This is a genomic window from Croceicoccus ponticola, from assembly GCF_004004515.1.
GTDB lineage: Bacteria > Pseudomonadota > Alphaproteobacteria > Sphingomonadales > Sphingomonadaceae > Croceicoccus > Croceicoccus ponticola.
This window is the reverse complement of record NZ_RXOL01000001.1, coordinates 905987-932505: the sequence shown is the minus strand read 5'-3', so window position 1 is coordinate 932505 and position 26519 is coordinate 905987. Positions and strand designations below refer to the sequence as shown.

General features: G+C 63.1%; 21 protein-coding genes and 1 tRNA gene. 11 read left to right on the top strand and 11 right to left on the bottom strand.

Annotation, left to right across the window (positions count from 1 at the left end; translation table 11 throughout):
* Positions 1-6: 6 nt before the first annotated feature.
* A complete protein-coding gene (gene murI, locus EKN06_RS04430) occupies positions 7-834 on the bottom strand; it encodes a glutamate racemase (RefSeq protein ID WP_127611617.1) in 828 nt (275 codons plus the stop codon).
* Between the two features lie 156 nt (positions 835-990).
* Here murI and plsY point away from each other — a divergent pair, with 156 nt between their 5' ends.
* From plsY to EKN06_RS04410, 4 genes are all read left to right on the top strand, one after another.
* Positions 991-1554, top strand: a complete 564-nt coding sequence (plsY, locus tag EKN06_RS04425; RefSeq protein WP_127611988.1) for a glycerol-3-phosphate 1-O-acyltransferase PlsY — start codon at positions 991-993, stop codon at positions 1552-1554.
* A gap of 12 nt (positions 1555-1566) precedes the next feature.
* Complete coding sequence (gene dprA / locus EKN06_RS04420; protein WP_127611616.1) at positions 1567-2667, top strand: DNA-processing protein DprA; 1101 nt, start codon at positions 1567-1569, stop codon at positions 2665-2667.
* 108 nt (positions 2668-2775) lie between these two features.
* Complete coding sequence (gene topA, locus EKN06_RS04415) at positions 2776-5391, top strand: type I DNA topoisomerase (RefSeq protein ID WP_127611615.1); 2616 nt, start codon at positions 2776-2778, stop codon at positions 5389-5391.
* A 52-nt stretch (positions 5392-5443) separates the two neighbouring features.
* A complete protein-coding gene (locus EKN06_RS04410; protein ID WP_240654598.1) occupies positions 5444-6925 on the top strand; it encodes an MFS transporter in 1482 nt (493 codons plus the stop codon).
* Here the strand turns inward: EKN06_RS04410 and EKN06_RS04405 are convergent.
* From EKN06_RS04405 to lepB, 4 genes are read right to left on the bottom strand one after another with little or no spacing between them, the layout of a single operon-like run.
* Positions 6922-7545 (bottom strand): YcxB family protein, encoded by a 624-nt coding sequence (locus EKN06_RS04405; protein WP_127611613.1) that lies wholly within the window; start codon positions 7543-7545, stop codon positions 6922-6924. The two genes, EKN06_RS04410 and EKN06_RS04405, sit on opposite strands and share 4 nt — an antisense overlap.
* On the bottom strand, positions 7542-8450 hold the full coding sequence (gene era / locus EKN06_RS04400; RefSeq protein ID WP_127611612.1) for a GTPase Era: 909 nt from the start codon (positions 8448-8450) through the stop codon (positions 7542-7544). The genes EKN06_RS04405 and era overlap by 4 nt, the downstream gene beginning before the upstream one ends.
* Positions 8437-9108: a ribonuclease III gene (gene rnc / locus EKN06_RS04395; protein ID WP_240654597.1), complete on the bottom strand. Its 672-nt coding sequence runs from the start codon at positions 9106-9108 to the stop codon at positions 8437-8439. The genes era and rnc overlap by 14 nt, the downstream gene beginning before the upstream one ends.
* Before the next feature lie 8 nt (positions 9109-9116).
* A complete protein-coding gene (gene lepB / locus EKN06_RS04390; RefSeq protein ID WP_420810779.1) occupies positions 9117-9938 on the bottom strand; it encodes a signal peptidase I in 822 nt (273 codons plus the stop codon).
* A gap of 167 nt (positions 9939-10105) precedes the next feature.
* On the opposite strand from lepB, the gene pgi reads away from it, so the two are divergent.
* The 3 genes from pgi (at position 10106) to EKN06_RS04375 (ending at position 16693) form a co-directional block, all read left to right on the top strand.
* Entirely contained in the window at positions 10106-11638 is a 1533-nt protein-coding gene (gene pgi / locus EKN06_RS04385; RefSeq protein ID WP_127611610.1) for a glucose-6-phosphate isomerase, read from the top strand.
* 99 nt (positions 11639-11737) lie between these two features.
* On the top strand, positions 11738-13084 hold the full coding sequence (gene gorA, locus EKN06_RS04380; RefSeq protein WP_127611609.1) for a glutathione-disulfide reductase: 1347 nt from the start codon (positions 11738-11740) through the stop codon (positions 13082-13084).
* Positions 13085-13279: 195 nt separating this feature from the next.
* The gene (locus EKN06_RS04375; RefSeq protein ID WP_240654596.1) at positions 13280-16693 is read left to right on the top strand and encodes an acyl-[ACP]--phospholipid O-acyltransferase; all 3414 of its coding nucleotides are present in this window, start codon (positions 13280-13282) and stop codon (positions 16691-16693) included.
* Positions 16694-16793: 100 nt separating this feature from the next.
* Here EKN06_RS04375 and EKN06_RS15585 read toward each other — a convergent pair whose 3' ends face one another.
* Positions 16794-16940 (bottom strand): hypothetical protein, encoded by a 147-nt coding sequence (locus EKN06_RS15585; RefSeq protein ID WP_164843927.1) that lies wholly within the window; start codon positions 16938-16940, stop codon positions 16794-16796.
* Between the two features lie 253 nt (positions 16941-17193).
* Positions 17194-17270, bottom strand: a tRNA-Arg gene (locus tag EKN06_RS04370).
* A gap of 85 nt (positions 17271-17355) precedes the next feature.
* Here EKN06_RS04370 and EKN06_RS04365 point away from each other — a divergent pair.
* Complete coding sequence (locus EKN06_RS04365; RefSeq protein WP_127611985.1) at positions 17356-18090, top strand: queuosine precursor transporter; 735 nt, start codon at positions 17356-17358, stop codon at positions 18088-18090.
* A 19-nt stretch (positions 18091-18109) separates the two neighbouring features.
* Here EKN06_RS04365 and EKN06_RS15905 read toward each other — a convergent pair whose 3' ends face one another.
* Together EKN06_RS15905 and EKN06_RS15900 are read right to left on the bottom strand one after the other, a co-directional pair.
* Positions 18110-18295 (bottom strand): PspC domain-containing protein, encoded by a 186-nt coding sequence (locus EKN06_RS15905; RefSeq protein ID WP_240654595.1) that lies wholly within the window; start codon positions 18293-18295, stop codon positions 18110-18112.
* Complete coding sequence (locus tag EKN06_RS15900; protein ID WP_240654594.1) at positions 18292-18432, bottom strand: hypothetical protein; 141 nt, start codon at positions 18430-18432, stop codon at positions 18292-18294. The genes EKN06_RS15905 and EKN06_RS15900 overlap by 4 nt, the downstream gene beginning before the upstream one ends.
* A 221-nt stretch (positions 18433-18653) precedes the next feature.
* Between EKN06_RS15900 and recF the strand changes: the two genes are divergently transcribed.
* Positions 18654-19733: a DNA replication/repair protein RecF gene (gene recF, locus EKN06_RS04355; RefSeq protein WP_127611607.1), complete on the top strand. Its 1080-nt coding sequence runs from the start codon at positions 18654-18656 to the stop codon at positions 19731-19733.
* A 16-nt stretch (positions 19734-19749) separates the two neighbouring features.
* On the opposite strand, the gene EKN06_RS04350 is transcribed toward recF, so the two are convergent.
* Complete coding sequence (locus EKN06_RS04350; RefSeq protein ID WP_240654593.1) at positions 19750-20430, bottom strand: arylesterase; 681 nt, start codon at positions 20428-20430, stop codon at positions 19750-19752.
* A 49-nt stretch (positions 20431-20479) separates the two neighbouring features.
* Here EKN06_RS04350 and EKN06_RS04345 point away from each other — a divergent pair, with 49 nt between their 5' ends.
* Complete coding sequence (locus EKN06_RS04345) at positions 20480-21184, top strand: ABC transporter ATP-binding protein (protein ID WP_127611605.1); 705 nt, start codon at positions 20480-20482, stop codon at positions 21182-21184.
* Entirely contained in the window at positions 21181-23712 is a 2532-nt protein-coding gene (locus tag EKN06_RS04340; protein ID WP_127611604.1) for an ABC transporter permease, read from the top strand. The genes EKN06_RS04345 and EKN06_RS04340 overlap by 4 nt, the downstream gene beginning before the upstream one ends.
* A 64-nt stretch (positions 23713-23776) precedes the next feature.
* On the opposite strand, the gene EKN06_RS04335 is transcribed toward EKN06_RS04340, so the two are convergent.
* Positions 23777-26458, bottom strand: a complete 2682-nt coding sequence (locus EKN06_RS04335; protein WP_127611603.1) for a TonB-dependent receptor — start codon at positions 26456-26458, stop codon at positions 23777-23779.
* Positions 26459-26519: the final 61 nt, after the last annotated feature.

Below are 26519 nucleotides of genomic sequence, written 5' to 3'. Positions count from 1 at the left end.
ATTGGCCTAAAGGACGATGATTTCGTCGATTCCCCTAGCGGCCAGCGCGGGGCGAAGCGGATTTATGCGGCCGCCGTCGCTTGTGAACACGGCCCGGTCGGGACTGGACCGAGCAAATTCCTGACCCTTCGTGAGATGCGCGATGCGCCGCGCAATGCCCTGTGCGCCGTCGATCATTCTCACATCCGGGCCGAACGCTTCGTGCAATTCGTCGGCCAGCAGCGGGAAATGGGTGCAGGCCAGCACCAGCACGTCGATCCGCTTGCCTTTGGCCATGGCGGTCAGGTCCTGCGCCGCCTTGTGGATGGCGGCCATGTCTACAGGCTCTGCGCGCAACTTCGCTTCTGCCGCGGCGACAAGATCGGGTGCGGCAAGGCGTAGCAGTGTCTTGTCGGACGCAAACTCAGCCTCGAGATTGTCGACATAGGCTTGCCTGATCGTCGCTTCGGTCCCGATGAGGCCGATCGTGCCGGTTTGCGTCATCGCCGCGGCGGGTTTGATGGCGGGGACGGTGCCGACGATCGGGATGTTGAGCACGTCGCGCACCATGCCCAGCGCGATGGTGCTGGCCGTGTTGCACGCAATGCAGGCAAGGCGCGGGTGAAACCGTTCCGACATCCGGCCCAGCAGCCCGGCGACACGCGCGGCGATCTCCGCCTCGCTTTTGCCGCCATAGGGCAAACCGGCGGTATCGGCGGCATAGATCAGCGGCGCATCGGGCAATGCCGCGCGCACGGCGTCGAGCACCGACAGTCCGCCTACTCCGGAATCGAAGATCAGGATCGGAGCGTCGGGCGCAGGCGCGGAAACCGGTTCGGGCATAATGAGTTGCATGGCGGGCGGGTTCACAGATGGCAAGCAGGGTTTGCTAACGCGAGCGGCGGTTGCTTGTGCCCGTAACATCATGGCGCTAGCACGTGACGACAACCCGGCTCGACGGCCGGAACAGAGGAATGCACCATAGTGTCCGTCACCGCGCTGATTTCGGCCATGATACTCGGCTATGTGCTTGGCTCGATCCCGTTCGGCGTGGTCCTGACCCGGCTGGCCGGGGCGGGCGACCTGCATGCCATCGGCTCCGGCGGGACCGGGGCGACCAACGTGCTGCGTACCGGGCGCAAGGGGCTTGCGGCGGCGACGCTGCTGCTCGACCTGGCCAAGGGCTTTGTCGTCGTCTTTCTCGCCCGCGGTTTCTGGCCTGGGATGGAAGCAGTGGCTGGCGTCGCGGCGATCGTCGGGCATTGTTATCCGATTTGGCTGCGGTTTCGTGGCGGCAAGGGCGTGGCGACCATGATGGGCGTGTGCCTTGGGCTTAGCTGGACCATCGGGCTGGTGTTCGCGGTAGTCTGGGTGGTCGTGCTGGCGGCGACGCGGATTTCTTCGGCCGGCGGGATGAGCGCGGCGATTGCGGCCCCGATCGCGGCGCAGGTTCTGGGCTATCAGGTTTATGGCCCGGCGCTGATGGCGATGGGGTTGATCGTACTGTGGCGACACCGCGACAATATCCGTCGGTTGCTGACCGGCCGGGAACCGCGCATCGGCAAGAAGGGCTGAGCCGCGCCTGAAATGCCCATCACGCAGGAAGAGGCCTTCGCCCGAATTAGACTGCTGCGCACGGCGAATGTCGGGCCGGTCAGCTTTCGCCAGCTGCTCACCCGTTTTGGCACGGCGATGGCCGCGCTCGACGCGTTGCCCGATCTGGCGGCGCGCGGCGGCAGGCGGCAGGTGGCGGCCAATGCCGATACGATCCGCGCCGAGATCGCTGCGGTGCGCGCGGCAGGGACTCGATACTTGTTCCATGACGATCCGGCCTATCCCGAACTGCTGCGCATTGCGCCTTATGCGCCGCCGATCCTGACTTATCGCGGGGATGTCGCACTGTTCGAACGCCCGGCGGTCGCCATCGTCGGCGCGCGCAATGCCAGTGCGGCGGCGCTGAAACTGGCGCGGCATTTTGCAGACGCGCTGGCCGCAAGCGGCAGGCTGGTCGTTTCGGGGCTCGCTCGCGGGATCGACGGCGCGGCGCACGAAGGGGCGCTGGCCAGCGGGGCGACGGCAGCGGTGATCGCAGGCGGCATCGACGTCGCCTATCCGCCCCAGCATGCAGAATTGCAGGAACGGATCGCCAGCGAAGGCGTGCTGATCGCCGAACAACCGCCGGGTGTGGAGCCGCAGGCACGCCATTTCCCGGGCCGCAACCGCATCATCGCGGGGTTGTGCTCTGGCACGCTGGTAGTCGAAGCCGCGCCGCGTTCGGGCAGCCTCATCACCGCCCGCCTCGCGGGAGAGGCGGGGCGCGAGGTCATGGCCATTCCAGGCAACCCGCTCGACGGACGGGCGCGTGGGTGCAACCAGCTGATCCGCGAAGGCGCGATCCTCGTCCAGACGCCGGAGGACGTGATCGAACTGCTCGACGGGTTCACGGGCGAACCGCGCAGCACCTTCCGCGAAGAGCGGGACGAGTTTGAGGGGGTCGAACCAGATCAAATAGGGTCGGACGAACCCGCCGATATCGAAGACCTTTTGTCCACTGCGCCGGTCCCGGTGGACGAGATCGTCAGGGCCAGCGGCGACAGCCCCGCGGCGGTGCAACTGGCGCTGCTCGAACTCGAACTGGCGGGGCGGTTGACCCGTCACGCCGGGGGAAAGGTCTCACTCACCGGCTGAACCTCTTAACCCGGACTTGCTTTATCGCCTTGACGGGTGAAGGGGCCGGTTCCCAGATTCACGCGTATACGCGTAGGGCTTCCCGCCCCGCGCTCGGGAATTCATCGAATGCAACTGGTTATCGTCGAGTCGCCGGCCAAGGCGAAGACAATCGAAAAGTACCTCGGGGCCGACTACAAGGTCCTCGCCAGCTATGGCCACGTCCGCGATCTGCCGCCCAAGGATGGTTCGGTCCGCCCGGACGAAAACTTTGCGATGGACTGGGAGCTTTACGGCGACAAGCAGAAGCAGGTCCGCGCCATCACCGATCTGGCCAAACAGGCCGACCGACTGATCCTCGCGACCGACCCTGACCGCGAGGGCGAGGCGATTTCGTGGCACGTGCAAGAGCTTTTGGCCAAGCGCAAGGCGCTGCCCAAGGAAGTCGCGCGCGTCACGTTCAACGCGATCACCAAGAAAGCGGTGACCGAGGCGATGGCCGCCCCGCGCGAGCTGGATCGCGACCTGATCGACGCCTATCTCGCCCGCCGCGCGCTGGACTACCTGTTCGGATTTACCCTGTCGCCCATCCTGTGGCGCAAGCTTCCTGGTGCAAAGTCAGCCGGCCGCGTGCAATCGGTCGCATTGCGCCTGATCGTGGAGCGGGAGCGCGAGATCGAAGCGTTCCGCCCACAGGAATATTGGAACGTCCTCGCTCACCTGGAACATGACGGCACGGCGTTCGACGCCCGGCTTGTTAAGTTCGAAGGCGAGAAGATCGAACGCCTGAGCCTTGGCGAAGAAGGCATTGCCATGCGGGCGAAGAAGGCGGTCGAGGACGGTCTCTTCACTGTCGAGAATGTCGAGACCAAGCCGCAGCGCCGCAACCCAGCCCCGCCGTTCACGACATCGACGCTGCAACAGGAAGCCGCGCGCAAGCTGGGATATTCGGCGAGCCACACGATGCGGTTGGCGCAGGGCCTGTATGAGCAGGGCGCGATCACTTATATGCGGACCGACGGGGTGCAGATGGACCCGGGCGCGATCAGCGATGCGCGCAAGGCGATTTCGGACCGCTTTTCGGGCCATTACCTCCCGGAAAAGCCGCGGATCTACCAGACCAAGGCCAAGAACGCACAAGAGGCGCACGAGGCGATCCGGCCGACCGATTTCACCAAGGATCACGCAGGATCGGGCGACGCGGCAAAGCTGTACAGCCTGATCTACAAGCGTGCGATGGCGAGCCAGATGGCGTCCGCCGCGCTGGAACGCACGACTGTTACGCTCCGCGATGGAACCGGACAGAACGAATTGCGCGCAACCGGGCAGGTCGTGAAATTCCCCGGCTTCCTTGCGGTCTACGAAGAAGGAATGGACCAGAAGGGCGAGGATGACGACGAAGGCCTGTTGCCTTTCATGAAGTCGGGCGACCGGCCGGCGAAAAAGGGCGTCGACGCGACCCAGCATTTCACCCAGCCGCCGCCGCGCTTTTCCGAAGCGAGCCTCGTCAAGCGGATGGAAGAGCTCGGCATCGGGCGTCCGTCGACATATGCCTCGGTCATTCAGGTGCTGAAGGATCGCGATTACGTCCGAACCGAAAAAAACCGTTTCTTCGCAGAGGATTCCGGACGGCTCCTAACCTCATTTCTGGAGCGTTATTTCGAACGCTACGTCGCTTATGACTTCACGGCTGGCATGGAGGAAGAGCTTGACGACGTGTCTGGCGGCCGCGCCGACTGGCATGCCGTGCTCGAAGCTTTCTGGCGTGATTTCAAGCCCAAATCCGACGAGGTGATGGAGCAGCAGCCGTCGCAGATCACGGCGGAGCTGGACGTTTTCCTGCAGGATTACCTGTTCCCGCCCAAGGACGACGGTAGCGAACCGCGCCAGTGTCCGCTGTGTGCTGAAGCGGGGCGCGATGGCGGTCGCCTCTCGCTGCGCGGCAGCCGCAACGGGCCGTTTATCGGTTGTTCGAACTATCCCGAATGCAAATATACGCGCGGCTTCGGCCAGCCGGGGGCCGACGGCGAAGAAGGCGGCGACGGCCTTGTCGGCCAACACCCCGAAACGGGCGAGGACATCCTGCGCAAGACCGGGCGTTACGGCCCCTACATCCAGATGGGCGAAGGCAAGGAAGCGGCGCGCGCATCGATCCCGAAGGATATCCCGGAACTTGATCTCGAATGGGCGGTCAAGCTGCTTTCGCTGCCCCGGATCGTTGGAGAGCATCCTGAATCTGGCAAGGAAATCGAAGCAAATATAGGGCGGTACGGGCCATACCTGCGACATGACGGGAAGTATGCGAAGCTGACCAGCACGATCGACGTGTTCGACACCGGCATGAACGCGGCCGTCACGATGCTGGCCGAAGCGCAGAACCGCGGCGGTCGCGGGACTCGCGCCGCGGCCGAACCGCTCAAGACGTTCGGCGCGCATCCCGAAAGCGGCGGTGAAATCAAGCTGCTTGCCGGACGCTATGGGCCCTATGTCACCGACGGCACGACCAACGCCACAATCCCGCGCGACATGAAACCTGAGGATGTGACGGAGGAAGATGCTGTACGCCTGATCACCGAACGGGCGGCCAAGGCCCCGGCAAAGAAAAAGGCCAAGAAGAAGGCCGCTCCGAAAAAGACCGCCGCGAAGAAGCCAGCGGCGGCGGCCAAAAAGGCTGCACCCAAGAAAAAGGCCGCGCCCAAGAAGGCGGCAACGGCGGCAAAAGGCGAGGAAATAGACGCCGATTAAACGATAGATCCGGCGCGAAGGAACCGCCAACCTTTGCGCTGGTTACCCGACCATGCTGCAATTGCGTAATGACATGAGCGATGTGACCGACGCACCTGAACCCGAAGTCCAGAACGTCGCGCGACCGCGTTCGTCAAAGCGCAAACGCCTGGGCGATGATGGTTTCGCGGGGCTGCCCATGCCCCGTCGCCTGCTTGCCATCGCCGCGATTTCGTTCGGCAATGCACTTCTTGTCATCGACGGCGCGATCGCCAATGTCGCGCTGCCGACGCTTTCTCGCGAGCTTGCCGTCACGCCGGGCGTGGCGACCAATGTCATCGTCGTTTATCAGCTTGTCCTCGTCATGGGGTTGTTGCCGATGTCCAGCCTTGGCCAGCGGCTCGGGCTCCGGCGGCTTTATCAGGCGGGGCAAGTCGTTTTCTGCGTTTCGTCGGCGGCCTGTTTCTTTGTCGACAGCCTGGCGCAACTGCTGATCCTGAGGGCAGTGCAGGGGGCCGGTGCGACGATGGGGCTGGCCGTCTCGGTTGCCCTTTTACGCGCGATCTATCCCTCCAAAAGTCTCGGGTCCGGGCTGGGCTTCAACAGCGTGGTCATCACCAGCAGTCTAGCCGTTGCGCCGACGCTGGGCGGATATATCCTTGCGCATTTCGACTGGCAGTGGATTTTCGTGATCGCCGCGCCGCTTGCGCTCGTGTCGCTCGTGTTGGGGAGCGCCCTGCCATCTGGCGAAAGGAAACCGGCGGCGGGCGACCTGAAGGGGGCGTTATGGGTCGCGGCGACGATGGCCATGCTGATCGGCGGTGTGCAATTGGCCAGTCATTCGTCCGCAGCCTTGGGCATCGCCGTCGTGGTGGCCGGGGTCGTCTCTCTGGTCCTTCTCGTCAGGCGCGAACGGCGGCGCGAAGAGCCTGTTGTGCCAGTCGATCTCCTCTCCAAGCCCGTCATCGGCCTGTCTCTGTTAGCCGCCTTTGTGGCGTTCATCGGCACTGGGCTGATCATCGTGTCGCTACCGTTCCGGCTCGAACAGGTCATGGGCTTCGCGCCGGACGAGGTCGGCCTGTTGCTGGTCCCGATCCCGCTGACGCTGATGTTCGTGAACCCGGTATCGGGCTGGCTATCCGACCGGATCGCGCCTTCGAAGCTGGGCGTGTCTGGCCTGTCGGTCGCGGTCGTCGGGCTGATCCTGCTGGCGTTAATGCCTGATGATTCCAGCGCAATGGACGTGACTTGGCGGCTGGTCATCTTTGCCATGGGCTTCGGATTTTTCATCGCGCCCAATTCGCGGCTAATCGTCGGCAGCGTACCGCATGACCGGACGGCGTCGATTGGCGGAACGATGCAGACCGTGCGCCTGTTCGGTCAGGCGTGTGCGGCCACGGCCGTCGGACTTTTGCTGGCGCTGGGGCTGGGCGAAGGCGCGGTTCCGGGCATCGTGGCGGCGGGAATGCTGGTTCTGGCGGCGATGGCTTCGATGGTGCGGTTCAACACCGTGCGGAAACAGCAGAGACAGGCTGAGACTGAGCTGTTGATTTAATCGGCTTTGGCGAAAGCCACTGCATCGGCGCTGCGTTCGCGGGTCGCCACGCTGACATTGTCGAGCAGCGCGGCCACGAACGCCCGTTCAGACGGTTTATCGTCAAACGCGATGCGAGGCAGGCAGAAGCTGCTCAGATCGACCTGCAACACCCATGCCGCTTTCGTTTCGACAACCTGCGAGATGGAGTTCCAACCCACGCGGTATTTCATTCGATCGTGCTCAATCTCCAACGCTTCGGGCGTGATGGCGTATCGGGTTTTCAATGTCACCGGCATTCCGCGCCGATGCATCCCGGCAAGGAAGCGGCGGCGATGTTCGTTATAGGCGAAGCCCTGACCTTGGACGTAACCGATCACCGCGGCGACTGCGGTGATCGTGGACATGAGCGGGACCGCCATGATGGCGATCGCGGGGTTGAGCATGAACAAGGCAGCGGTGACCGTCGGGGTGAGCACAATCACCAGCGCGATGCCCAGGATCGCGCAAAGCACGGGAAACGCGACCATGAACCACGTTCGTCCGACAACCGGCGCGATCGCGTGAGGCGCCGCTTCCAGCGCATCGTAAGGCGTCAGTTCGGCGGTAACCTCATGAACCGCCGTGGCGCCTTCGTTCACTTCACCCAGTCCAGTCCCAGCACTTCGTAGAACTCCCGATCTTCGGCCCAGTTTTCCTCCACCTTCACATGAAGGAACAGGTGGACTTTCTGACCCAGAAGTTCTGACAATTCGTTACGGGCCGCCTCGCCGATGGCCTTGATCCGCGAACCGCCCTTGCCCAGCACGATGGCTTTCTGGGTGTCGCGGCCGACGACGATCTGCTGCCGAACCTCGACGCTGCCGTCGGGACGTTCGACATAGGATTCGGGCCGGACCGCGCTGTCATAGGGAAGCTCGTCGCGAAGCTGGCGATAGAGCTGTTCGCGGGTGACTTCGGCGGCGAGCAGGCGTTCGGATGCGTCGGAAACTTGGTCTTCAGGATAGAGCCACGGCCCTTCTGGCATCATGCCGGCCAATTGCGCCTTCAATTCGGGTACGCCGTCGCCAGTCAGGGCAGAGATAAAAAAGATCTCGTCGAAGTTTCCCTTGGCGGCAAGGTCTTGTGCCAGCACCAGCAGCGCTTCCTTTTTCGCGGCGTCGACCTTGTTCAGCACCAGCAGCTTGCGTTCGGACCGGTGCGCAAGCCGTTCGAGCAGGGGTTCAAGTTCGTGCCGGCGCAATTTCACGCTGTCGACCACCAACATGATCGCGTCGGCCGCCTCTGCGCCTTCCCATGCGGCGGAGACCATCGCGCGGTCGAGGCGCCGTTTGGGCGCGAAAATGCCGGGCGTGTCGGCCAGCACCATCTGCGTGCGTTCGAGCAGCGCAATGCCCAGCAGCCGCGCGCGGGTCGTCTGCGCCTTGGGACTGGTGATCGCGACCTTCTGGCCGACCAGCGCATTGACCAGCGTCGATTTGCCGGCGTTGGGCGCACCGATGACAGCGACGACGCCGCAACGGGTTTCGGTATTATCCGTGTTCATCAAGAAACCTTTCAGCAGCGGCGGTTTCGGCCTGCTGCTTGGAATCGCCTTCGCCAAAGGCTTCGCCGACTCCGTTCACGCTGACCCGCACCGTAAAGCGCGAAGCATGATCGGGGCCGGAGCGTTCGACCAGTTCATATTCGGGAGGCTTGCGCCGATTGCCCGCCGCCCATTCCTGCAAGGCCGACTTGGGATGCTTGCGCTGTCCGGCGCGGCCTTCGACTTCGTCGGCGAACCATTTGCGCACCATGCCGCGCGCCGTCGAAAAATCGTGATCGAGCAGGCAGGCGCCGATCAGCGATTCGATAATGTCGCCAAGTATGTTGTCGCTGTCCAGGCCGCCGTCGGCGCGCGCCTGCTTACCCAGCCGCATGTGCCGCTGCAGTTCGATGTCCCGGGCGACCCGCGCGCAGCTTTCCCGGCTGACAAGCGCGTTGAGCCGCTGCGAAAGCTTGCCTTCCGCGCCGTCGTTGCGTTCGTAAAGCCATTCCGCGATCACCAGCCCGAGAACCCGGTCGCCCAGGAATTCGAGCCGTTGGTAATCGATCGTTTCGCCCATGCTGCCGTGAGTCAGAGCTTCTTGCCACAGCGTGGCATTGCGCGGCGCCGTACCGGCCTGTTCGGCCAGCCAGTCGAAGGTTTCGTCGTTCAACTTCATGACCGGCCTTAGAAAGTCCCGCCGATGCGGTTCCAGCGCGCGGCGGTGAACCATGTCCACGGCAGCAGCCATTTGGAGGATCCGTCGGTCGACCACATCATGATCTGTGCCTTGCCAACAAGGTTTTCCATCGGGACCATCCCAACCCCGCCGCCGATTTCGGCAGGAAAGCGGCTGTCTTCGGAATTGTCGCGATTGTCGCCCATCATGAACAGATGGCCTTCGGGCACGGTGAAGACGCGGGTTGTATCCTGCGGCACGGTGGTCAGGTCGAGCACTTCATAGCTCGTACCTTCGGGCAAGGTTTCGACGAAGCGAGGATAGCGGCAGGCAAGGCGGGCTTCGCCGTCGCGTTCTTCGAACTGAGCGCCGGCACAGGGCGAAATGCGACCGTCGGAAACCGCCGCGTCCAACATATTCTGCGTCACCGGCAAGACGAAGTCGTCGATCCGGCGTTTCGGCACCGCGTCGCCGTTGATGTAGAGTATGCCGTCGCGCATCTGGATCTGGTCGCCCGGCAGGCCGATCACGCGCTTGATATAATCCAGTTCCGCCGTCGGTGGCGCCTTGAACACCGCGATGTCGCCGCGATCGGGCGTGCTCGCCAAAATCCGCCCCGGGATCAGCGGCAGCGAAAACGGCAGCGAATAGCGGTTGTAGCCATAGGACCACTTTGCCGCGAGCAGGTAATCCCCGATCAACAGCCGCGGCAGCATCGATTCCGAAGGTATCGAAAAGGGTGAAAAGACGAAGCTGCGGAAGATGAACACCACCACCGCCAGCTTGACGAGGAAGACGGGAAAACTGTCTTCCTTTTTCGCCTTGCTCACGGTTCCGGCGCCATTTGCGGCACCGTCCGTCACGGCGGTCGATTCCGCGTTATTCCTGCCGAATTTGAACGTCATTCGAAGGCTTTCATCCGTGCCTACTGGTATCGCCGGGCGGCATAGGGCAGTAAGCCGATGTTGCAAAGCAAAACGAAGGAACGACTGCGCTCATGACGGATGCCGCCGCATGCTGGAACCGGTTGGAAGAGTTGCCGATGAAGACGCTGAAGGCACTTTTCGCGGCCGACGCGAACCGGGTCGACCGGTTCACCGATAGTCTGGCACTACCGGGCGGCAACGTCCTGTTCGACTGGTCGAAGACGCATTTGTCGTCCGATCTGATCACGGCGTTCGAGGCATTGGCGCAAGCCGCAGGGTTCGCTGGCGCACGCGAAGTCATGCTGACCGGCGGGATCGCCAATCCCACCGAAGGGCGTGCCGCCGAACATACCGCGCAACGCGGCATGGGCGCGGACGAAAGCGTGGCGTTGGCTGACGCCTTTCACATGCGCATGCGCGGATTGGTCGAAGCGATCCACGAAGGGCTGCTGGGCCCGGTCAAGCACCTGATCCATATCGGCATCGGCGGATCGGCACTTGGCCCCGCGCTGGCCGTTGACGCACTGGCGCGGCCCACGGCGGAATTTCGCGCGCCGGTCGACGTGCATGTCGTGTCTAACATCGACGGCAACGCGCTGGAGGCCGCTTTCGAGGTGTGCGATCCGGCCACCACGATGATCGCCGTTGCTTCCAAGACGTTCACCACGATCGAGACGATGACCAACGCCGCCAGCGCGATCCAATGGCTGGAGGAAGCGGGCGTATCGGATGCCTATGGTCGCGTCGTCGCGCTGACCGCCAGCCCGGACAAGGCGGTCGAATGGGGCGTCGACGAAACGCGCGTGCTGCCGTTCAGCGAAAGCGTCGGCGGGCGCTATTCGCTCTGGTCCTCGATCGGGTTTCCGGTCGCGATGGCGCTGGGCTGGGACGGGTTTGCTCAATTCCTTGAGGGAGCAGCCGCGGTCGACCGCCATTTTGCCGACACCGAAGGGTTTGCGAACCTCCCGCTGCGCGCGGCTTTTGCCGATCTGATGTACGTGCAGTTGCGCGGCTGCCAGACCCGCGCGGGTTTTGCCTATGACGAGCGGCTGGCGCTGTTTCCCGATTACCTGCAACAGCTGGAGATGGAATCGAACGGCAAGTCGGTGACCGCCGACGGCAAGCCGCTGGGCCGCAATTCCGCACCGATCACCTGGGGGGGTGTCGGCACCGATGCGCAGCACGCGGTGTTCCAGTTGCTGCATCAGGGCACGATTGAGGTGCCGGTCGATTTCATCGCGGTGAAACAACCCGGCCACGACCTCGATCCCGCGCATCATGCCATCCTGCTCACCAACTGTTTCGCACAAGGTGCGGCACTGATGGCGGGGGCGGAAAGCGTCGATGGCGCGCGCGCCTATCCCGGCAATCGCCCTTCGGCGACGATCCTGTGCGATGCGCTGACCCCGGCGACCTTGGGCGCTTTGATCGCGTTTCACGAACACCGCACTTTTGCCAACGCCGTTCTGTTGGGCATCAACCCCTTCGATCAGTTTGGGGTCGAACTGGGGAAGAAAATCGCCAACGAAATCGCGGCGGGCGAGGGGGAAGGCTTCGATCCCAGCACCGAGGCACTGCTGGCGGCGGCCGGCCTGAAGCGCTGAACCGACGATAAGGTTTCTCAAGCGGGCGCATCTTACCCACCGGCGATTGGCACTTTTCGCACAGGTCCCTATGTGGGGCGCCAACGACGGGAGCTTCGCATGGCAGATTTTGACTACGATCTTTTCGTGATTGGCGCAGGATCGGGGGGTGTTCGCGCCGCCCGGGTGGCTGCCGCACACGGCGCGAAAGTGGCCGTCGCCGAAGAGCATCGGATCGGTGGCACCTGCGTCATCCGTGGCTGCGTGCCCAAGAAGCTGCTCGTATATGGCAGCCATTTTGCCGAAGATCTTGAAGATGCCGAAAATTACGGCTGGTCGTTCGAAAATGCCACGTTCGACTGGAACCGCCTGCGCGATCATGTCCTGCACGACGTCGACCGGCTGAACGGGCTTTATGAAAAAACGCTGGAAAGCCATGGCGTCGAACGGATCATGGAGCGGGCCGTTGTCGAAGGGCCGCACAGGGTCAAGCTCGCATCCGGGCGCGAGATCACTGCCAAGTATATACTCGTCGCGGTGGGCGGCTGGCCCTTCGTTCCGCAGTTCGAGGGATCGGAGCACTGCATCACCTCGAACGAGGTTTTTCATCTCGACAAACTGCCCAAGCGGCTGGTGATCGCGGGGGCGGGTTATATCGCGCTGGAATTTGCCGGCATCTTCAACGCGCTCGGCTGCCATGTGACGGTCGTGAACCGTTCCGCCGTGATCCTGCGCGGCTACGACGAATCGCTACGCGACCGCCTGCTGCAGATCACGATGAGCCGGGGGATCGAGTACAAGTTCAACTGCCCGTTCAACAAGATCGAGAAGCGCGAAGACGGCGCGCTGGACGTGCATCTCGAAGGACAGGACCCGCTGATCGCCGATCAGGTGCTGGTCGCCACCGGGCGCAAGCCCAACACCGACGGGCTGGGGTTGGCAAGCGCGGGCATCGAACTGGGCGAAAAGGGCGAGATCGCCGTCGACGAGCACGGCATGACAAGCTGCGACAGCATCTATGCCGTGGGCGACGTGACTGATCGCATCCAGCTGACACCCGTCGCCATCCGCGAAGGGCAGGCGTTTGCCGACACCGTGTTCGGCGGCAAGCCGACGACGGTCGACTACAACTGCGTGCCCAGCGCCGTATTCTCGCAGCCGCCACTGGCCGGGGTCGGACTGACCGAAGGCGAGGCGCGCAATACTTACGGCAACATCCGGGTCTATTCCTCGGACTTCCGCCCGATGAAGAATGTCTTTGCCAAGCGGCAGGAGCGCGGGCTGTACAAACTCATCTGCGAAGAACCGACCGGCAAGGTACTCGGCCTCCACATGATCGGGCCGGACGCGCCGGAAATCCTGCAAGCCGCCGCCATCGCGGTCAAGGCAGGGCTGACCAAAGCCGACTTCGACGCCACCGTCGCGCTGCATCCGTCGATGGCCGAGGAACTGGTGTTGATGCGCTGAACGAAGGCGCAAGCCCGCCCGCATCCTACGGTGTGGGCGGCTTGCGCTTGATACCGTCCCGCCGGAGCTGTCGCCATCGGGTGGTCCGTCATGGCCAAATGCTATTGCGGGAAAAGATTGTTAACCCCGAATGCGCTAGCGCGGCGCTCGGCCCGTGATCTACAAGCGCACTTTTCGCGAGCCTTGGGGGGATCGATGGCCGCACCTGACCTGTCACTGCTGACCAAGCGTCGTTTCGGACCGATTTTCGCGGTCCAGTTCCTGGGCGCTTTCAACGACAACCTGCTGAAATTCGCGCTGCTGTTCCTGGCCAGCTTCACTGTCTTCTCGGCCGAACCGGGCAAGGCGGAGATGCTGGCGACGATCTCGACCGGCCTGTTCATCCTGCCCTATTTCCTGTTTTCCGCGCTGGCGGGACAAGTGGCGGACACGATCGACAAGGCGAAGCTGGTTCGCTGGGTCAAGAGCGCCGAAATCGTGATCATGGCGGTTGGACTGGCCGGGTTCTGGCTTCAATCGATTCCGATTCTGTTGGCTGCCCTGTTCGGCATGGGGGTGCATTCCGCATTCTTCGGCCCGGTCAAATATTCGATCTTGCCGCAGCACCTGAGGCGCGAAGAAGTCATGGGCGGTACCGGCCTGATCGAGGCGGGGACTTTCATCGCCATATTGGGCGGGCAGCTGCTGGCCGGCCTGATCTCGCCGTGGGAAAGCGGGCTGATAGCCACTGGTCTCGCGGTTATCGGGCTGTTGGCTGCCTTTGCGGTCCCATCGGCGCCGCCGCTGCGTGCAGGGCACCGCATCGAACGCAATTTGTGGCGCGGAACCATGGAGATCCTGTCGATCGCGCGGGGCGGCCGCGGGATCTGGCTCGCGATTTTGGGCATCAGCTGGTTCTTCGCTTGCGGGGCGGTGATCGTTTCGGAATTCGCTCCACTGGTCAGCGGCACGCTGAACGCCCGACAGGAAGTGGTGACGCTGTTCCTCATCATCTTTTCGCTATTCGTCGCAATCGGATCGCTACTGGTAAATCGTCTTTTGGGCGGAAAGGTTTCAGCCAAGTTCGTGCCGATTTCGGCGCTGGGCCTTGGCCTGGGGCTTATCGACCTGTTTTTTTCCACCCGTGCTTATGGCCCGGCCACGCCCGGCGCGAATGTCGCTCAGTTCCTAGCTGCCCCCGGATCATGGCGGATCCTGGCCGATCTGGCGGTCATCGCGTTGTCGGGCGGGATGTTCATCGTGCCGCTTTATGCGATCCTGCAAATCCATTCCGATCCGGAAGAGAGATCGCGGGTGATTGCCGCGAACAATATCGTCAACGCCGGCGTCACGGTGCTGCTGGTGGCGATCATGACCGGGCTATTGGCGGCGGGGATGGACGTGCCCGCGCTCCTCGGCGTGCTGGGCGTCATGACGCTGATCGTTGCGACGGTGTCGATCTGGCTATTGCCCGAATACCTGTTCAAGCAGGTGATCGCCTTTGTCCTGCGCGCGCTTTACCGGGTAGAGGTTACGGGGATCGAGAACATGCCCGCTCCCGGCGAACGGGCAGTCGTCGTGGTGAACCATCTCTCGTTTCTGGACGGCGTGCTGTTGGGCGCGTTTCTGCCGGGCAAGCCGACGTTCGCGGTCCACACCGCCATTGCGCGCAACCTGTGGCTCAAACCGTTCTTCAAGCTGTTCGAGATTTTCCCCGTCGATCCGACCAATCCCATGTCGGCGAAGGCGATGGTCAAGGCCGTTCGCGAAGGGCGCACGCTGGTGATATTCCCCGAAGGGCGCATCACCGTCACCGGCGCCTTGATGAAGGTGTTCGACGGCCCCGGCATGGTGGCGGACAAAGCCGATGCGCCCATCGTGCCCATCCGGCTGGACGGCCCGCAATACAGCGTGTTCAGCCGCCTGAAGGGCAAGGTTCGCCAGCGCTGGTTTCCCAAGATCACCATCGACATCCTTCCCCAGCGCCGCTTTGCGATAGAGGGTGGGATGAGCGCGCGCGAACGCCGGGCCATCGCCGGGCGGCGGTTATACGATGAAATGAGCGGGATGATCTTCGACACCACGGACGTGTCGAAAACCCTGTTCACCTCCTTGTACGAAGCGCGCGATTTGCACGGGGCCAAGGCGCCCGTGGTGGAGGACGTGACCCGCAACGCACTGTCTTATGACAAGCTGGTCATCGGCTCCGCCCTCTTGGGCAAGCGGCTGGCACAAGGGACCGAGGTTGGCGAGGCGGTCGGTGTGCTGATGCCAAACGTCAACGGCGTCGCGGTCGCGTTCTTTGGGTTGCAGAACATGGGTCGCGTGCCCGCCATGCTGAACTTCACGGTGGGAGAGGCGAACCTGAAATCGGCGTGCCACACCGCGCGCATCCGCACCATCGTCACCGCCCGCGCCTTTGTCGAGCAGGCCAAGCTCAGCGGCGCCATCGCCGCCTTGGAAGGCGACGGGATCGGTGTCCGCTATCTCGAGGATGTCGCTGCCGGGATCGGCACGTTCGAAAAACTGTGGTCCATGTTCAGCATCGGCCGGATCGAGAGACGGCATCGCAAAATGCGCATTTCGCCCGATGCGCCCGCCGTCATCTTGTTTACCAGCGGATCCGAAGGGGTGCCCAAAGGCGTCGTCCTGTCGCATCGCAACTTGCTTGCCAACTGCGCTCAGCTGGCGTCCCGGATCGACTTCAATTCGAGCGATGTCGTGCTGAACGCGCTGCCCGTGTTCCACAGTTTCGGGCTGACCGGCGGCACGTTGCTGCCCGTATTGAACGGGATCAAGACCGTGCTCTATCCCAGCCCGCTGCATTATCGCATCGTGCCGGCGCTGGCCTATGATGCCAACGCGACGATCATGTTCGGGACCGACACGTTCCTTTCGGGCTATGCGCGCATGGCGCACGGGTACGATTTCTATTCGCTGCGCTACATTTTTGCCGGGGCCGAAAAGGTGCGCGACGAAACGCGCAGGACTTATGGCGACAAGTTCGGGCTGCGGATTCTGGAAGGCTACGGCGCGACGGAGGCGGCGCCGGTCATCGCGGTCAATACGCCAATGCATTACAAGGCGGGGACCGTCGGCCGTTTGCTGCCGGGGATCGAGCAGCGGCTTGATACCGTGCCAGGCATCGATCTTGGCGCGGAAAAGGGCGGCAGGCTCTTTATCCGCGGGCCCAATGTCATGGCGGGCTATTACCTCGCCGACGATCCGGGCGTGTTGCATCCGCCCGAGGGCGGCTGGCACGACACCGGCGACATAGTCACCATCGACGACGAAGGGTTCGTCACCATTCGCGGCCGGGTCAAGCGCTTTGCCAAGATCGGCGGGGAAATGGTCTCGCTCCCGGCCGTAGAAGGCTATGCAGCGCAAGTCTGGCCGGATGCGGCCAGCGCAGTCGTGACGCGGCCCGATGCGAAAAAGGGCGAACAGTTGGTGCTGTTCACCACGGCGCCCGATGCCGAAGTACGCGCGCTTCAGAAATGGGCGAAGGCGAACGGAGTCGCCGAACTGATGATCCCGCGCGAAATCCGTATCGTCGAAGCGCTGCCGGTTCTGGGCACGGGCAAGATCGACTACGTCACGCTGAACGCGATGGCGCAGGAAACGGCCTGAATGGCGAGGTTCGCGAAACCCTAACGTGAAAGAGGCCGCCCGGACGAACCGGACGGCCTCTCCTCATTATCTGTTTCGCGTTATATCGCGCTTGGCGGCATTAGCCGCGGATCAGGCGTTCCCAGAACGTGGGCGCATCCATCGGCTGAAGCGCGCCGAACTTGGCATAGCGCTGCGACGCGTCCGAAAACGGGCGGGGCAGAGTCCAACGGTCAGGCGAACTGCTGCGATAGCTGGGAGTGAACATAGTAGCACCTCATGAATTCGTTACTTGTTCGTTAAAATTCCTAAACGCAGAAAAGGTTTCCGGTGTCGAACCGATTAACCAAGGTAAACCGTTTTGCAACGTCGACGAATCGACGCAAACCCGGGGTTGACCGGGGCGAAAAGTAGTTAATCGGTAATTGAAAAAAATTTATCGGAAGGCCCCCGAGTCGCGGTCGAGGTCATGGAAAAGCCCATCAAACAGCGTGGCGATACGCGCCGAGGTGCGGTGAATTTGGCGCGCCCTAGAGGATTCGAACCTCTGGCCTCAGGATTAGAAGTCCCGTGCTCTATCCAGCTGAGCTAAGGGCGCGTCGTGCCCGGCAATAGCGATCTTTTCCAATGGCGCAAATCACGATAGGCACCTGTTGGTGGACAGCACCGAACCCAACGCAGCCATGGTCGAACCAGCCCGCGTCGAAGGCCGTGCCGCAGGACATCGCCTGTTTCGCTATTTCGATTTCGTCATGGCGGCATTCGTCACTGTGCTGTTGCTATCGAATATCATTGGTGCATCGAAACGTTCGGTGGTCGAACTGCCGCTGCTGGGCGAGTGGTATTTCGGCGCAGGTGTGCTGTTTTTTCCGATATCCTATGTCATCGGCGACGTGCTGACCGAAGTTTACGGTTACGCCCATGCTCGCCGCTGCATCTGGGCGGGATTCGGCGCGCTGATCTTCATGGTCGTCATGGCCGAAGTGGTGGTCGCACTGCCGCCGGCGGACGGCTGGCCGTTCCAGTCGGATTACGAAAACGTGTTCGGTCAGGCCTGGCGCATAGCGGGGGCGTCGATTATTGCGTTCTGGGCGGGTGAATTCGTCAATTCCTATGTCCTTGCCCGGATGAAGATCTGGACGAAGGGTAAGGCGTTGTGGAGCCGGACCATCGGATCGACCGTGGTGGGTCAAGGTGTCGACAGCGCGATATTTTACCCGCTCGCCTTTTACGGCGCCGTCGGCTGGACGGGAGAGCAGGTCATGTGGGTCGCGCTGACTCAATGGTTGCTGAAAGTAAGCTGGGAAGCGCTGCTGACGCCAGCGACCTATGTCGTCGTCGGCTGGCTGAAACGGCGCGAGGGGGTCGATGTCTACGATACCGACACCGATTTCTCCCCCTTCGCAAAGTCTGCCTGAGCGCCCCCGTCAGGCATGATCAATCGGCGATGATGCCGATCAGGATATAAACGAGCAGAAGCGAGCCGAACCCGGCCAGCGTGGCGACGACCCACAGGATGCGGACCAGCGTCACGTCCATGTTGAAATGTTCGGCAATCCCGGCGCAAACGCCCATGAGCTTGCCGCGCTGCTTGTCGAGGTGGAACCTGGCGACCTGGTTCACGCGAACATCTCCTGCTGAGCGACCGGCGGTGCGGCGAATTCGACCGGCTCTACCGTCACGGCAATGGCGGCGAGCGAGAAGGCGAGGGCGGCGAGACCGGCTGTGGCCTGCGATACGAACTGCGAAATCTTTTCCATGATATTTTCCCCATTGTCTGAACTGTGAGGCGGCCAGTGCCGCCCATGCCAGATGAATTGCAGGGACCATGCCAAACTGAACTTCTGATGAATTTCAATGATGTAGATTATTCAGGTTGCCTGCGTCGAGATGGTTGATCCCAAGATTTGGGAAAATACGCCATTTTCCAGCAAAGGTCTTTTTCCTTTGCGTGGCAGTCGTGCGATCCTAAGCGGGAGGAGTGCTCGACCGCATCCGACTTGCCGATTTTCGCAATCACGCCGCTACGCGCCTCGAAGGGGCGGGGCGGTTCAACCTGTTGATCGGGGCCAATGGCGCGGGCAAGACCAATGTGCTCGAAGCATTGTCGCTGCTGGCGCCGGGCCGTGGTCTGCGGCGCGCCCAACTCACGGATATCGCACGCGAAGGGGCGCACGGCGGTTTCGCGGTCGGGGCCGACCTTGTCAGCGGCGTGACGCCAGTGCGCATTGGCACCGCCCTTCGCGCAGAGAGTCCGGGTCGGCGCATCGTGCAGGCCAGCGGCGCACCGCTTCCGGCGGCGCGGTTGGCCGAATGGTTGAGCGTTGGTTGGCTGACGCCCGCGATGGATCGGTTGTTCGCCGACAGCGCGGGCGCCCGGCGGCGTTTTCTCGACCGGATGGTGCTCGCGCTCGATCCCGGACATGCGACGCAATCGTCCCGCTATGAAAAGGCATTGCGGGAACGGAACAAGTTGATGGGTGCCGATGCGCGGCCCGATCCGCAATGGCTGGACGCGCTGGAACGCGAAATGGCCGATGCTGGCGCCGCTGTCGCCGCGGCGAGAGCGCGGACGGTCGAGCGACTGGGCGCTGAACTCGCCGGTGTGCCGGACGCGCCCTTTGCCCGGCCGCAGCTTGCCATCGTCCCTGCCGCGCCCGCCGATCCAGGAGAGTTGGCCGACCTGTGGCTTAGGGGGCGGGGCGCGGATCGCGGCGCGGGGCGCACGCTTGCCGGGCCGCATCGCGACGATCTTGCCGTAGTAATGGCGGGTACGGGCAGGGCGGCGGCCGAATGTTCGACCGGCGAACAGAAGGCGATGTTGATCGCGATCACTCTGGCCCACGCCGGGATGTCAGCCGGATCGCGTCCGCTGGTGCTGTTGCTGGACGAAGTGGCCGCCCATCTCGATTCGGTTCGCCGCGCCGCGCTTTACGAACGGCTGGCGGCGACAGGGGCGCAAGTGTGGATGACGGGGACCGAGGCCGAACCCTTTGCGACCCTGCCCGAAAGGCCCGCTGCGTGGCGGGTCGTGGACGGCGCGGCGGAACGGATCGAATAGGGCCGTTACCGCAAGTCTAGTCGATGGCTTCCGCAATGTCGTCGACCGAATGTTCGACCATGGCTGTCACGCCCTCTGCGGTCGGGTGGATCTGATCGTTTTGCACCAGCGACCGGTTGAAGATCAGCGGTTCGATGAAGAACGGCACGATCTCGGCATCGTACTTTTCGGCAAGGTCGGGGAAGATCGCGTCGAATTCGCTGACATATTCGCGGCCAAGGTTGGGCGCGGCGCGCATTCCCATGACGATCACGGCGATGTCGCGTCTGTCGAATTCCGCCAGAATGGCATCGAGGTTCGCCTTTGCCTGAGCCGGGGGCAGCCCGCGCAGCATGTCGTTGCCGCCGAATTCCACCAGCGCGACATCGGGTTTCACGGTCATGGAATCGAGCACGAAGTTCAGCCGCTGTCGTCCCGCGCGCGTCGTGTCGCCCGATACGGCGGCGTTCTGGACGCGCGCGTTTATGCCCCGATCGCGCAGTGCGGTTTCCAACTGAGCCGGGAAAGCCTGCGCGCGTTGCAGGTTATAACCTGCCATCAGGCTGTCGCCGAAGGCCAGTACCAGCACCGGCTTGCCGACAGGCCCGGCGGCAGCGTCGCGATCCGTGCCCGTCGTCTCGCCATCGGCCTGTCCACATGCCGCCAGCAACAGTGCGGCTGTGAAAATCAGAGTTCGTTGCAAAACAGTCTTGTGCAAAATCAATTTCCTTGCAGCTTGCCGCTTCCATGCCAATCTTACGCTGCGCATGCAAAGTCATAACCCAACGGCCGATCACGCGATCGTCGCCGAAAGTCTCGCGCTTCAGCTTGGTAACACCAGCGCGCCTGTCTCGATCCTGAAGGGCATCGACCTTGTCGTGCCCAAGGGGCAGACCGTTGCGCTGCTTGGGCCATCGGGTTCTGGCAAAAGCTCGCTCATGGCGCTGTTGTCGGGGCTCGAAAGGGCGAGCGGCGGCAGACTTCACGTGGCGGGGGAAGATTTTTCCGAGCTGTCAGAAGATGGCCTGGCACGCGCACGGCGCGGTCGGATCGGGATCGTGTTGCAGGCGTTCCATCTATTGCCCACGATGACCGCGCTGGAAAACGTCGCAACGCCGCTGGAACTGGCCGGAATGGATAGCCCGTTCGACCGCGCGAGCAGCGAACTGCGCGCAGTGGGGCTGGACCACCGGCTTGATCATTATCCGTCGCAGCTTTCGGGCGGAGAGCAACAGCGCGTGGCCATTGCCCGCGCGCTCGCACCCGATCCGGCGATCCTGTTCGCCGACGAACCGACCGGCAATCTCGACAGCGAAACCGGCGCGCAAGTGGTCGAACTGCTGTTCGACCGCCGTGCCACGATCGGCGCGACGCTGTTCCTTATCACCCACGACCCGGCACTGGCCGACAGGTGCGAACGGGTGCTGGAAATGGCGGACGGGCGGATCGTGTCGGATCGCCTGTCGCGATGACGGACCGGTGGCAGCGTTGGGCCGTTACGCTGCGGCTGGCCCAACGCGATTTTTCCTGGCGATTCAGGGGCCTGCGCCTGCTGGTCATCTGCCTGTTTCTGGGCGCGGGCGCGATGGCCGCGATCGGCACGCTGGAAAGCGCGATCCGCGACCAACTGGCCGACAGGGGTCAGGAAATTCTGGGTGGCGATGTCGAATTCGCCGTTTATGCCCGCACCGCGAACGATGACGAACTGGCGGCGATGCGTGCGTTGGGCCGAATGTCGAGCGGGATGCGATTGCAGGCGATGGCCTCTGCGGCGAACGGCTCTGTTTCCCCGGTCCAGTTGAAATCGGTGGACGCGCAATGGCCTTTGTATGGCGCGATGACGCTGGCCGACGGGCGTCAGGTCGGCGCGCCGCCAAAAGGGCAGGCATGGGTCGACAAGGGCGTGCTCGACCGGCTCGACGTGACCGTCGGGGATACGATCAGGCTGGGCGAGGCGCCGGTGCGGATCGCTGGCGTCATCGGGGCGGAGCCGGACCGGCTTTCCGAAGGTGTCGCGCTGGGCGCGCCGGTGCTGGTATCGCAGCAAACGCTGGATGCATCGGGGTTGGTGCAGGTCGGTTCGATGACCCGCGCGAAATATCGTGTTGCGTTGAACCCCGGTAGCGATCCCGATTACTCGATCGAAAATTTCGAAGCCAGCTTCCCGGCAGGCGGCTGGTCGATCCTGACGCGTGACCGTGCATCGCCGGGCGCGGATCGGTTGATGGCCAACATGGGCCAGTTCCTCGGCCTCGTCGGGTTGGCCGCGCTGGTCATTGCCGGCATCGGCATCGCGGGCGCCGTATCTTCTTGGCTGGAAAGCCGGCGGGGCACTATCGCGACGTTCAAGGTGCTGGGCGCAACCAGCGAAGACGTTTTGCGCATCCACTTGCTTCAGGTAATCGCCGCCGCGCTGGTCGGGATCGGCGCGGGGCTGTTGGCGGGCGTGCTGGCGGTGCCGGGGCTGGCGCTGTTGCTCAAGGGGTTTCTGCCGATCGAGGCGGGGTTCGTGATCGATCCATTGGCGCTATTACGGGCGGGTGTTTTCGGCCTGTTGGTCGCGCTGGTATTCGCCGCGCCGCCCTTGCTGGCTTCGCGGTCGGTGACGGCCATGGCCCTGCTCCGCGCGCGGGTCGCACCGCCCGCCGGTCTTTGGCGCAAGGCTGCGCTGCCTGTGGGGGCGGGGCTGGCGGCCATCGTCGCGCTGGCATTGCTGACTGCGAACCAAGTCTTGCTGACAGCAGGCTTTCTGGGTTCGGCGGCGGTCGTGCTGGGGCTCTTGGCGCTGATCGGCATCGCCGTGCGCAAGGTTGCGGGCAGGCTTCCGCGCGGGCGGGGTGGGCTGGCGCTGCGCATGGGTGTCGCCGCGCTCGACCGGCCCGGCGCGCCGACCGTGGCGCTCGTCACCGCACTGGGGTTCGGGCTGGCCGCCTTTGCCGCCATCGCGGCGATCCAGACCAGCCTTGACGCTTACATCGACGGCACGGTCCCGGAAAAAGCGCCCGACTATTTCGTGCTCGACCTGCCGCGCGACCGCGAAGCGCCCTTCCGTGCCGAAATCGCAACGCGTGCGCCGGGGGCGCAAGTGCGCACGGTTCCGGCCATGCGCGGCGCGATCCTCGCCTATGGCCCGGCCGAAGCGATGACATGGGTCAGCGATCTTGACGATATTCCCGAAGGCGCCTGGGCCCTGAACGGAGAGCGCGGGCTGACCTACGCCAGCGAATTGCCGCCGGGCAACGTGGTGGCGCAGGGCAAGTGGTGGCCTGCCGATTATACCGGCCCGCCGCTCGTTTCGGTGGACGAGGATCTGGCAAAGGCGCTCGACCTCGCCATCGGCGACAAGTTGGCGATCAGCCTGCTCGGCGTGGAGCGGGAGGCGACGATCGCCTCGTTCCGCCGCATCGAATGGGACGACATGGGTTTCAACTATGTCCTCGTCTTTTCGCCGGGAGCCATCGACGATGCGCCTCACGGGCTTTCCGCCTCCATCGCCTTGCCCGACGACACGGACGGCGGACCGATGTTGCGCGCGTTGGTAAGGGGTTTTCCGACAAGTTCGGTGATCGAGATCGGCGGCGTGCTGACGCAGGCGCGCGAAATCCTGTCCAGCCTGTCGGTCGCGATCCTTGCCGCCGCCAGCGTCGCCGTACTGGCGGGACTAGCCGTGTTGTTGGGCGCGGTGGCTGCGGCGCGGGCGCGGGAAACCTACGACACGGTTATCCTGCGGGTGCTGGGCGCAAGCCGTGGGCAACTGCTCGGCGCGCTGGTGCTTCGTTACGTGCTGCTGGCGATCGTTCTGGGCATTGTCGGGCTTGCCATCGGCCTGGGGACGGGCTGGTATGTCATCGACCGCATGTTCGAATTTCCGTTCCGCCCCGACTGGCCGGTCGTGCTGGCCGTGCTGGGCGGGGGAGCGGCGCTGATCGTGCTGGCTGCGACGGCAGCCTCGCTACCTGTTCTGTCGGCACGGCCTGCGCGGGCATTGCGCGACCTGTGACATGAAAAAGGGGGCCGCGTCGGTGACGCGACCCCCAACTTTCAATAGTTCCTGATGCGTAGGCTCAGAACTTGTAGCGGGCCGTCACGCCATAAGTACGCGGCTGGCTGGGATAGCCCGAAATGCTGAGCGGCTGGATCGGCGTGTCGAAGATCGACAGCAGATAGCGGTCGTTCAGCAGGTTGCGGCCCCAGACCGAAACCTGGAAACCGTTGTTCATGATATAGGCAAGCGAGGCGTTCACGTCGTTGACTTCGCGCGTGAACTGTTGCGCGGCCGCGATGGCGGCGTCCTGTCCGAATTCGATAAAGCCCGGCAAGCCTTCAACCGGCGCGACATCGCTTTCGTAGTGATAATCGCCCCGCGCGATCAATGCGTTGCCGTTGGCGAATTCATGCGTGTACTGCGCCGACCACGTTGCGGAAATCGGCGGGACGCCCGCGACATCGTATCCCGAAATGTCACCCACGCCCGACAGCGGGAAATCCTTGTACTTGCTGTCGAGGTAAGTGACTGCCAGCCGCAACTGCAATGGTTCGACCGGGCGAACCATCCCTTCGAATTCGAAGCCGGTTGCCTGCTGCTTGCCCGCGTTGGCGAGGTAGAAGCCCGTGCCGGTGAAGATGTTCGACTGGAAGCCGGTGATGGTCTGGCGGAACAGGGCAAAGGCGAAGCTTGCCACGTCGAAATCGCCCTTCAGGCCGAATTCCATCAGCTTCGAATCTTCGGCCCCGGCATAACGGCTGCCGTATTGCTGGTTCACGACCCCGATGCCGGCCGTTTCGATCGCGGTCCGGTCGGCCGGAAAGGGAAGGCTGTCGCGCGACAGGTTGACCGACGGCGCCTTGTACCCGGTGGCATACGTCACATAAGTATTGAGGCTGTCGGTGAGGTCATAGGCCGCGCGCAGCGTGAACGAGATATCATCGTCGTTGGTCTTCCCGCTTTCCACCGAATTCGGCACGTTCAGGAAAGGCGGCAGGTACTGCAACTGCGCCAGATTGCCGATGGGCGCTGCGGCCGCGGCGGCACCTGCGGCGATCGCCTGATACGTTGCGAAATCCATCGCGGCAAAGGCGGCAATCTGCTCGGCGCTGGCGAAACCGCCCGGAACGTCCAGGATGCCGCCGATCGTCTGCGAAATTCCGGCCCGCGTCGCGCCGTCGACAAACGCGTTGAGATCGAGTGAGGAAAAGACGTCGGTGGAGGTGACGTCGGTGGTAAAGGTTTTCTTGTCCTTCGTGTAGTTGATGCCGGCCGTCAGCGTCAGGCGGTCGGTAACCTCGAAATCGAGCTGTCCGAACAGGCTGATCGACTTGTTGTCTAGGGTGTAGGCTTCGGTCAGGCCGCGATCGCCGATGAAGAACTGATTATCGAACGCACCCGGTGCTCCCGCCAGGCGCCCGAACAGGTTTTCCAGCCCCGGCACCGTCAGGGTCCCGTTGCTGAGACCGAAGATACCGAAGTTGGCGAACGAACGCAGGTCGTCGCCATAATAAAGCTCGTTCGCCTGATCGATGTTCTCGTCGAAGTAGAAAGCGCCCAACAGCATGTCGAGCGCGCCGAACGTGGCGCTGGCCCGGAATTCCTGTGTGAAGGTGCGGATCGACAGGTCCTGGAAATTCCGGCTGATCAAGTCCGCGCTGGTGAAATCGGAATCCTGGTCGGTAATGGAATCGACCCCGCGATAGGCAGTGATCGACGTCAGCTGAAACGGACCGAAGCCGAAATCGACCTGACCCGAAAGACCCCAGTTCTTGATATCGTTGGTGCTGGCGAAGTTCGAATAGATGACGTCGGCATAAGGATCGTTGGGGTCCGAATTGCCGGCGCCCAGCCCGAACGGGGCAGGCGCGGTAATCGCGGCGCCAAGCGGGCCTTCCTGCAACAGGACGTTGGCGCAGCAATTTTCGTCCGTCTTTTCGTAATCGCCGATCAGGCGAACCTTGAACAGGCCGTTGGGTTCGAACAGCAATTGGCCACGCGTGAACCAGCGGTCGCGCTCGTTGGTCTTGCCCCCGGTGCCGAGGTCGGTGAAATAGCCGTCACGCTTGTTGATGCCGCCGCCGATAGATGCGGCGATCTTGTCGGTGAGCGGGCCATAGACGCTGGCCTTGGCGACCATGGCGTCGAAATTGCCATAGCTGACTTCCGCCTCTCCGCCAAAAGTGAAGCGCGGTTCTGCCGTGACGACCGAAATGACGCCCGCGCTGGCGTTCTTGCCGAACAGCGTGGATTGCGGCCCCTTCAGCACTTCGATGCGCTGAAGGTCGGGCAGGTCGTTTATGCGGGCGGCCGAACGCGAACGATAGACCCCGTCGACAAAGACGCCGACCGATGGTTCGATCCCGGCGTTGTTGGCGCCGTTGCCGAAACCGCGAATGCTGAAGTTGGTATTCGCGCTCGACTGCAGCTGCGTGACCTTCAGCGACGGGGCGATGCTGGCCAGGTCCTTGAGATCGCGAATCTCGGCACGCTCAAGCTGTTCTTCGGTCGCTACCGTTACGGCAACGGGCGTATCCTGCAACGTTCTGGCGCGTTTGGTCGCCGTGACGATGATCGCATTGGAATCATTGACTTCGTTGCGTGAATCTTCGCTCGCGGGTGCGGCATATTCGGTGGTCGAAGAGCTTTCGCTCTCGTCGTCATTTTGTGCCATCGCGGGGGTCGCGACAGTGACGATGGCAGCGGTTCCGGCACACAAAGCGAGTCTGAAGGCAACACGGCCGCTACGAATCGGTTTCATCGGTAATCTTTCCTCTTCGTTTTAAACGGCGCAATTTGTTGTGTTTTTCAGGTCATTGCGC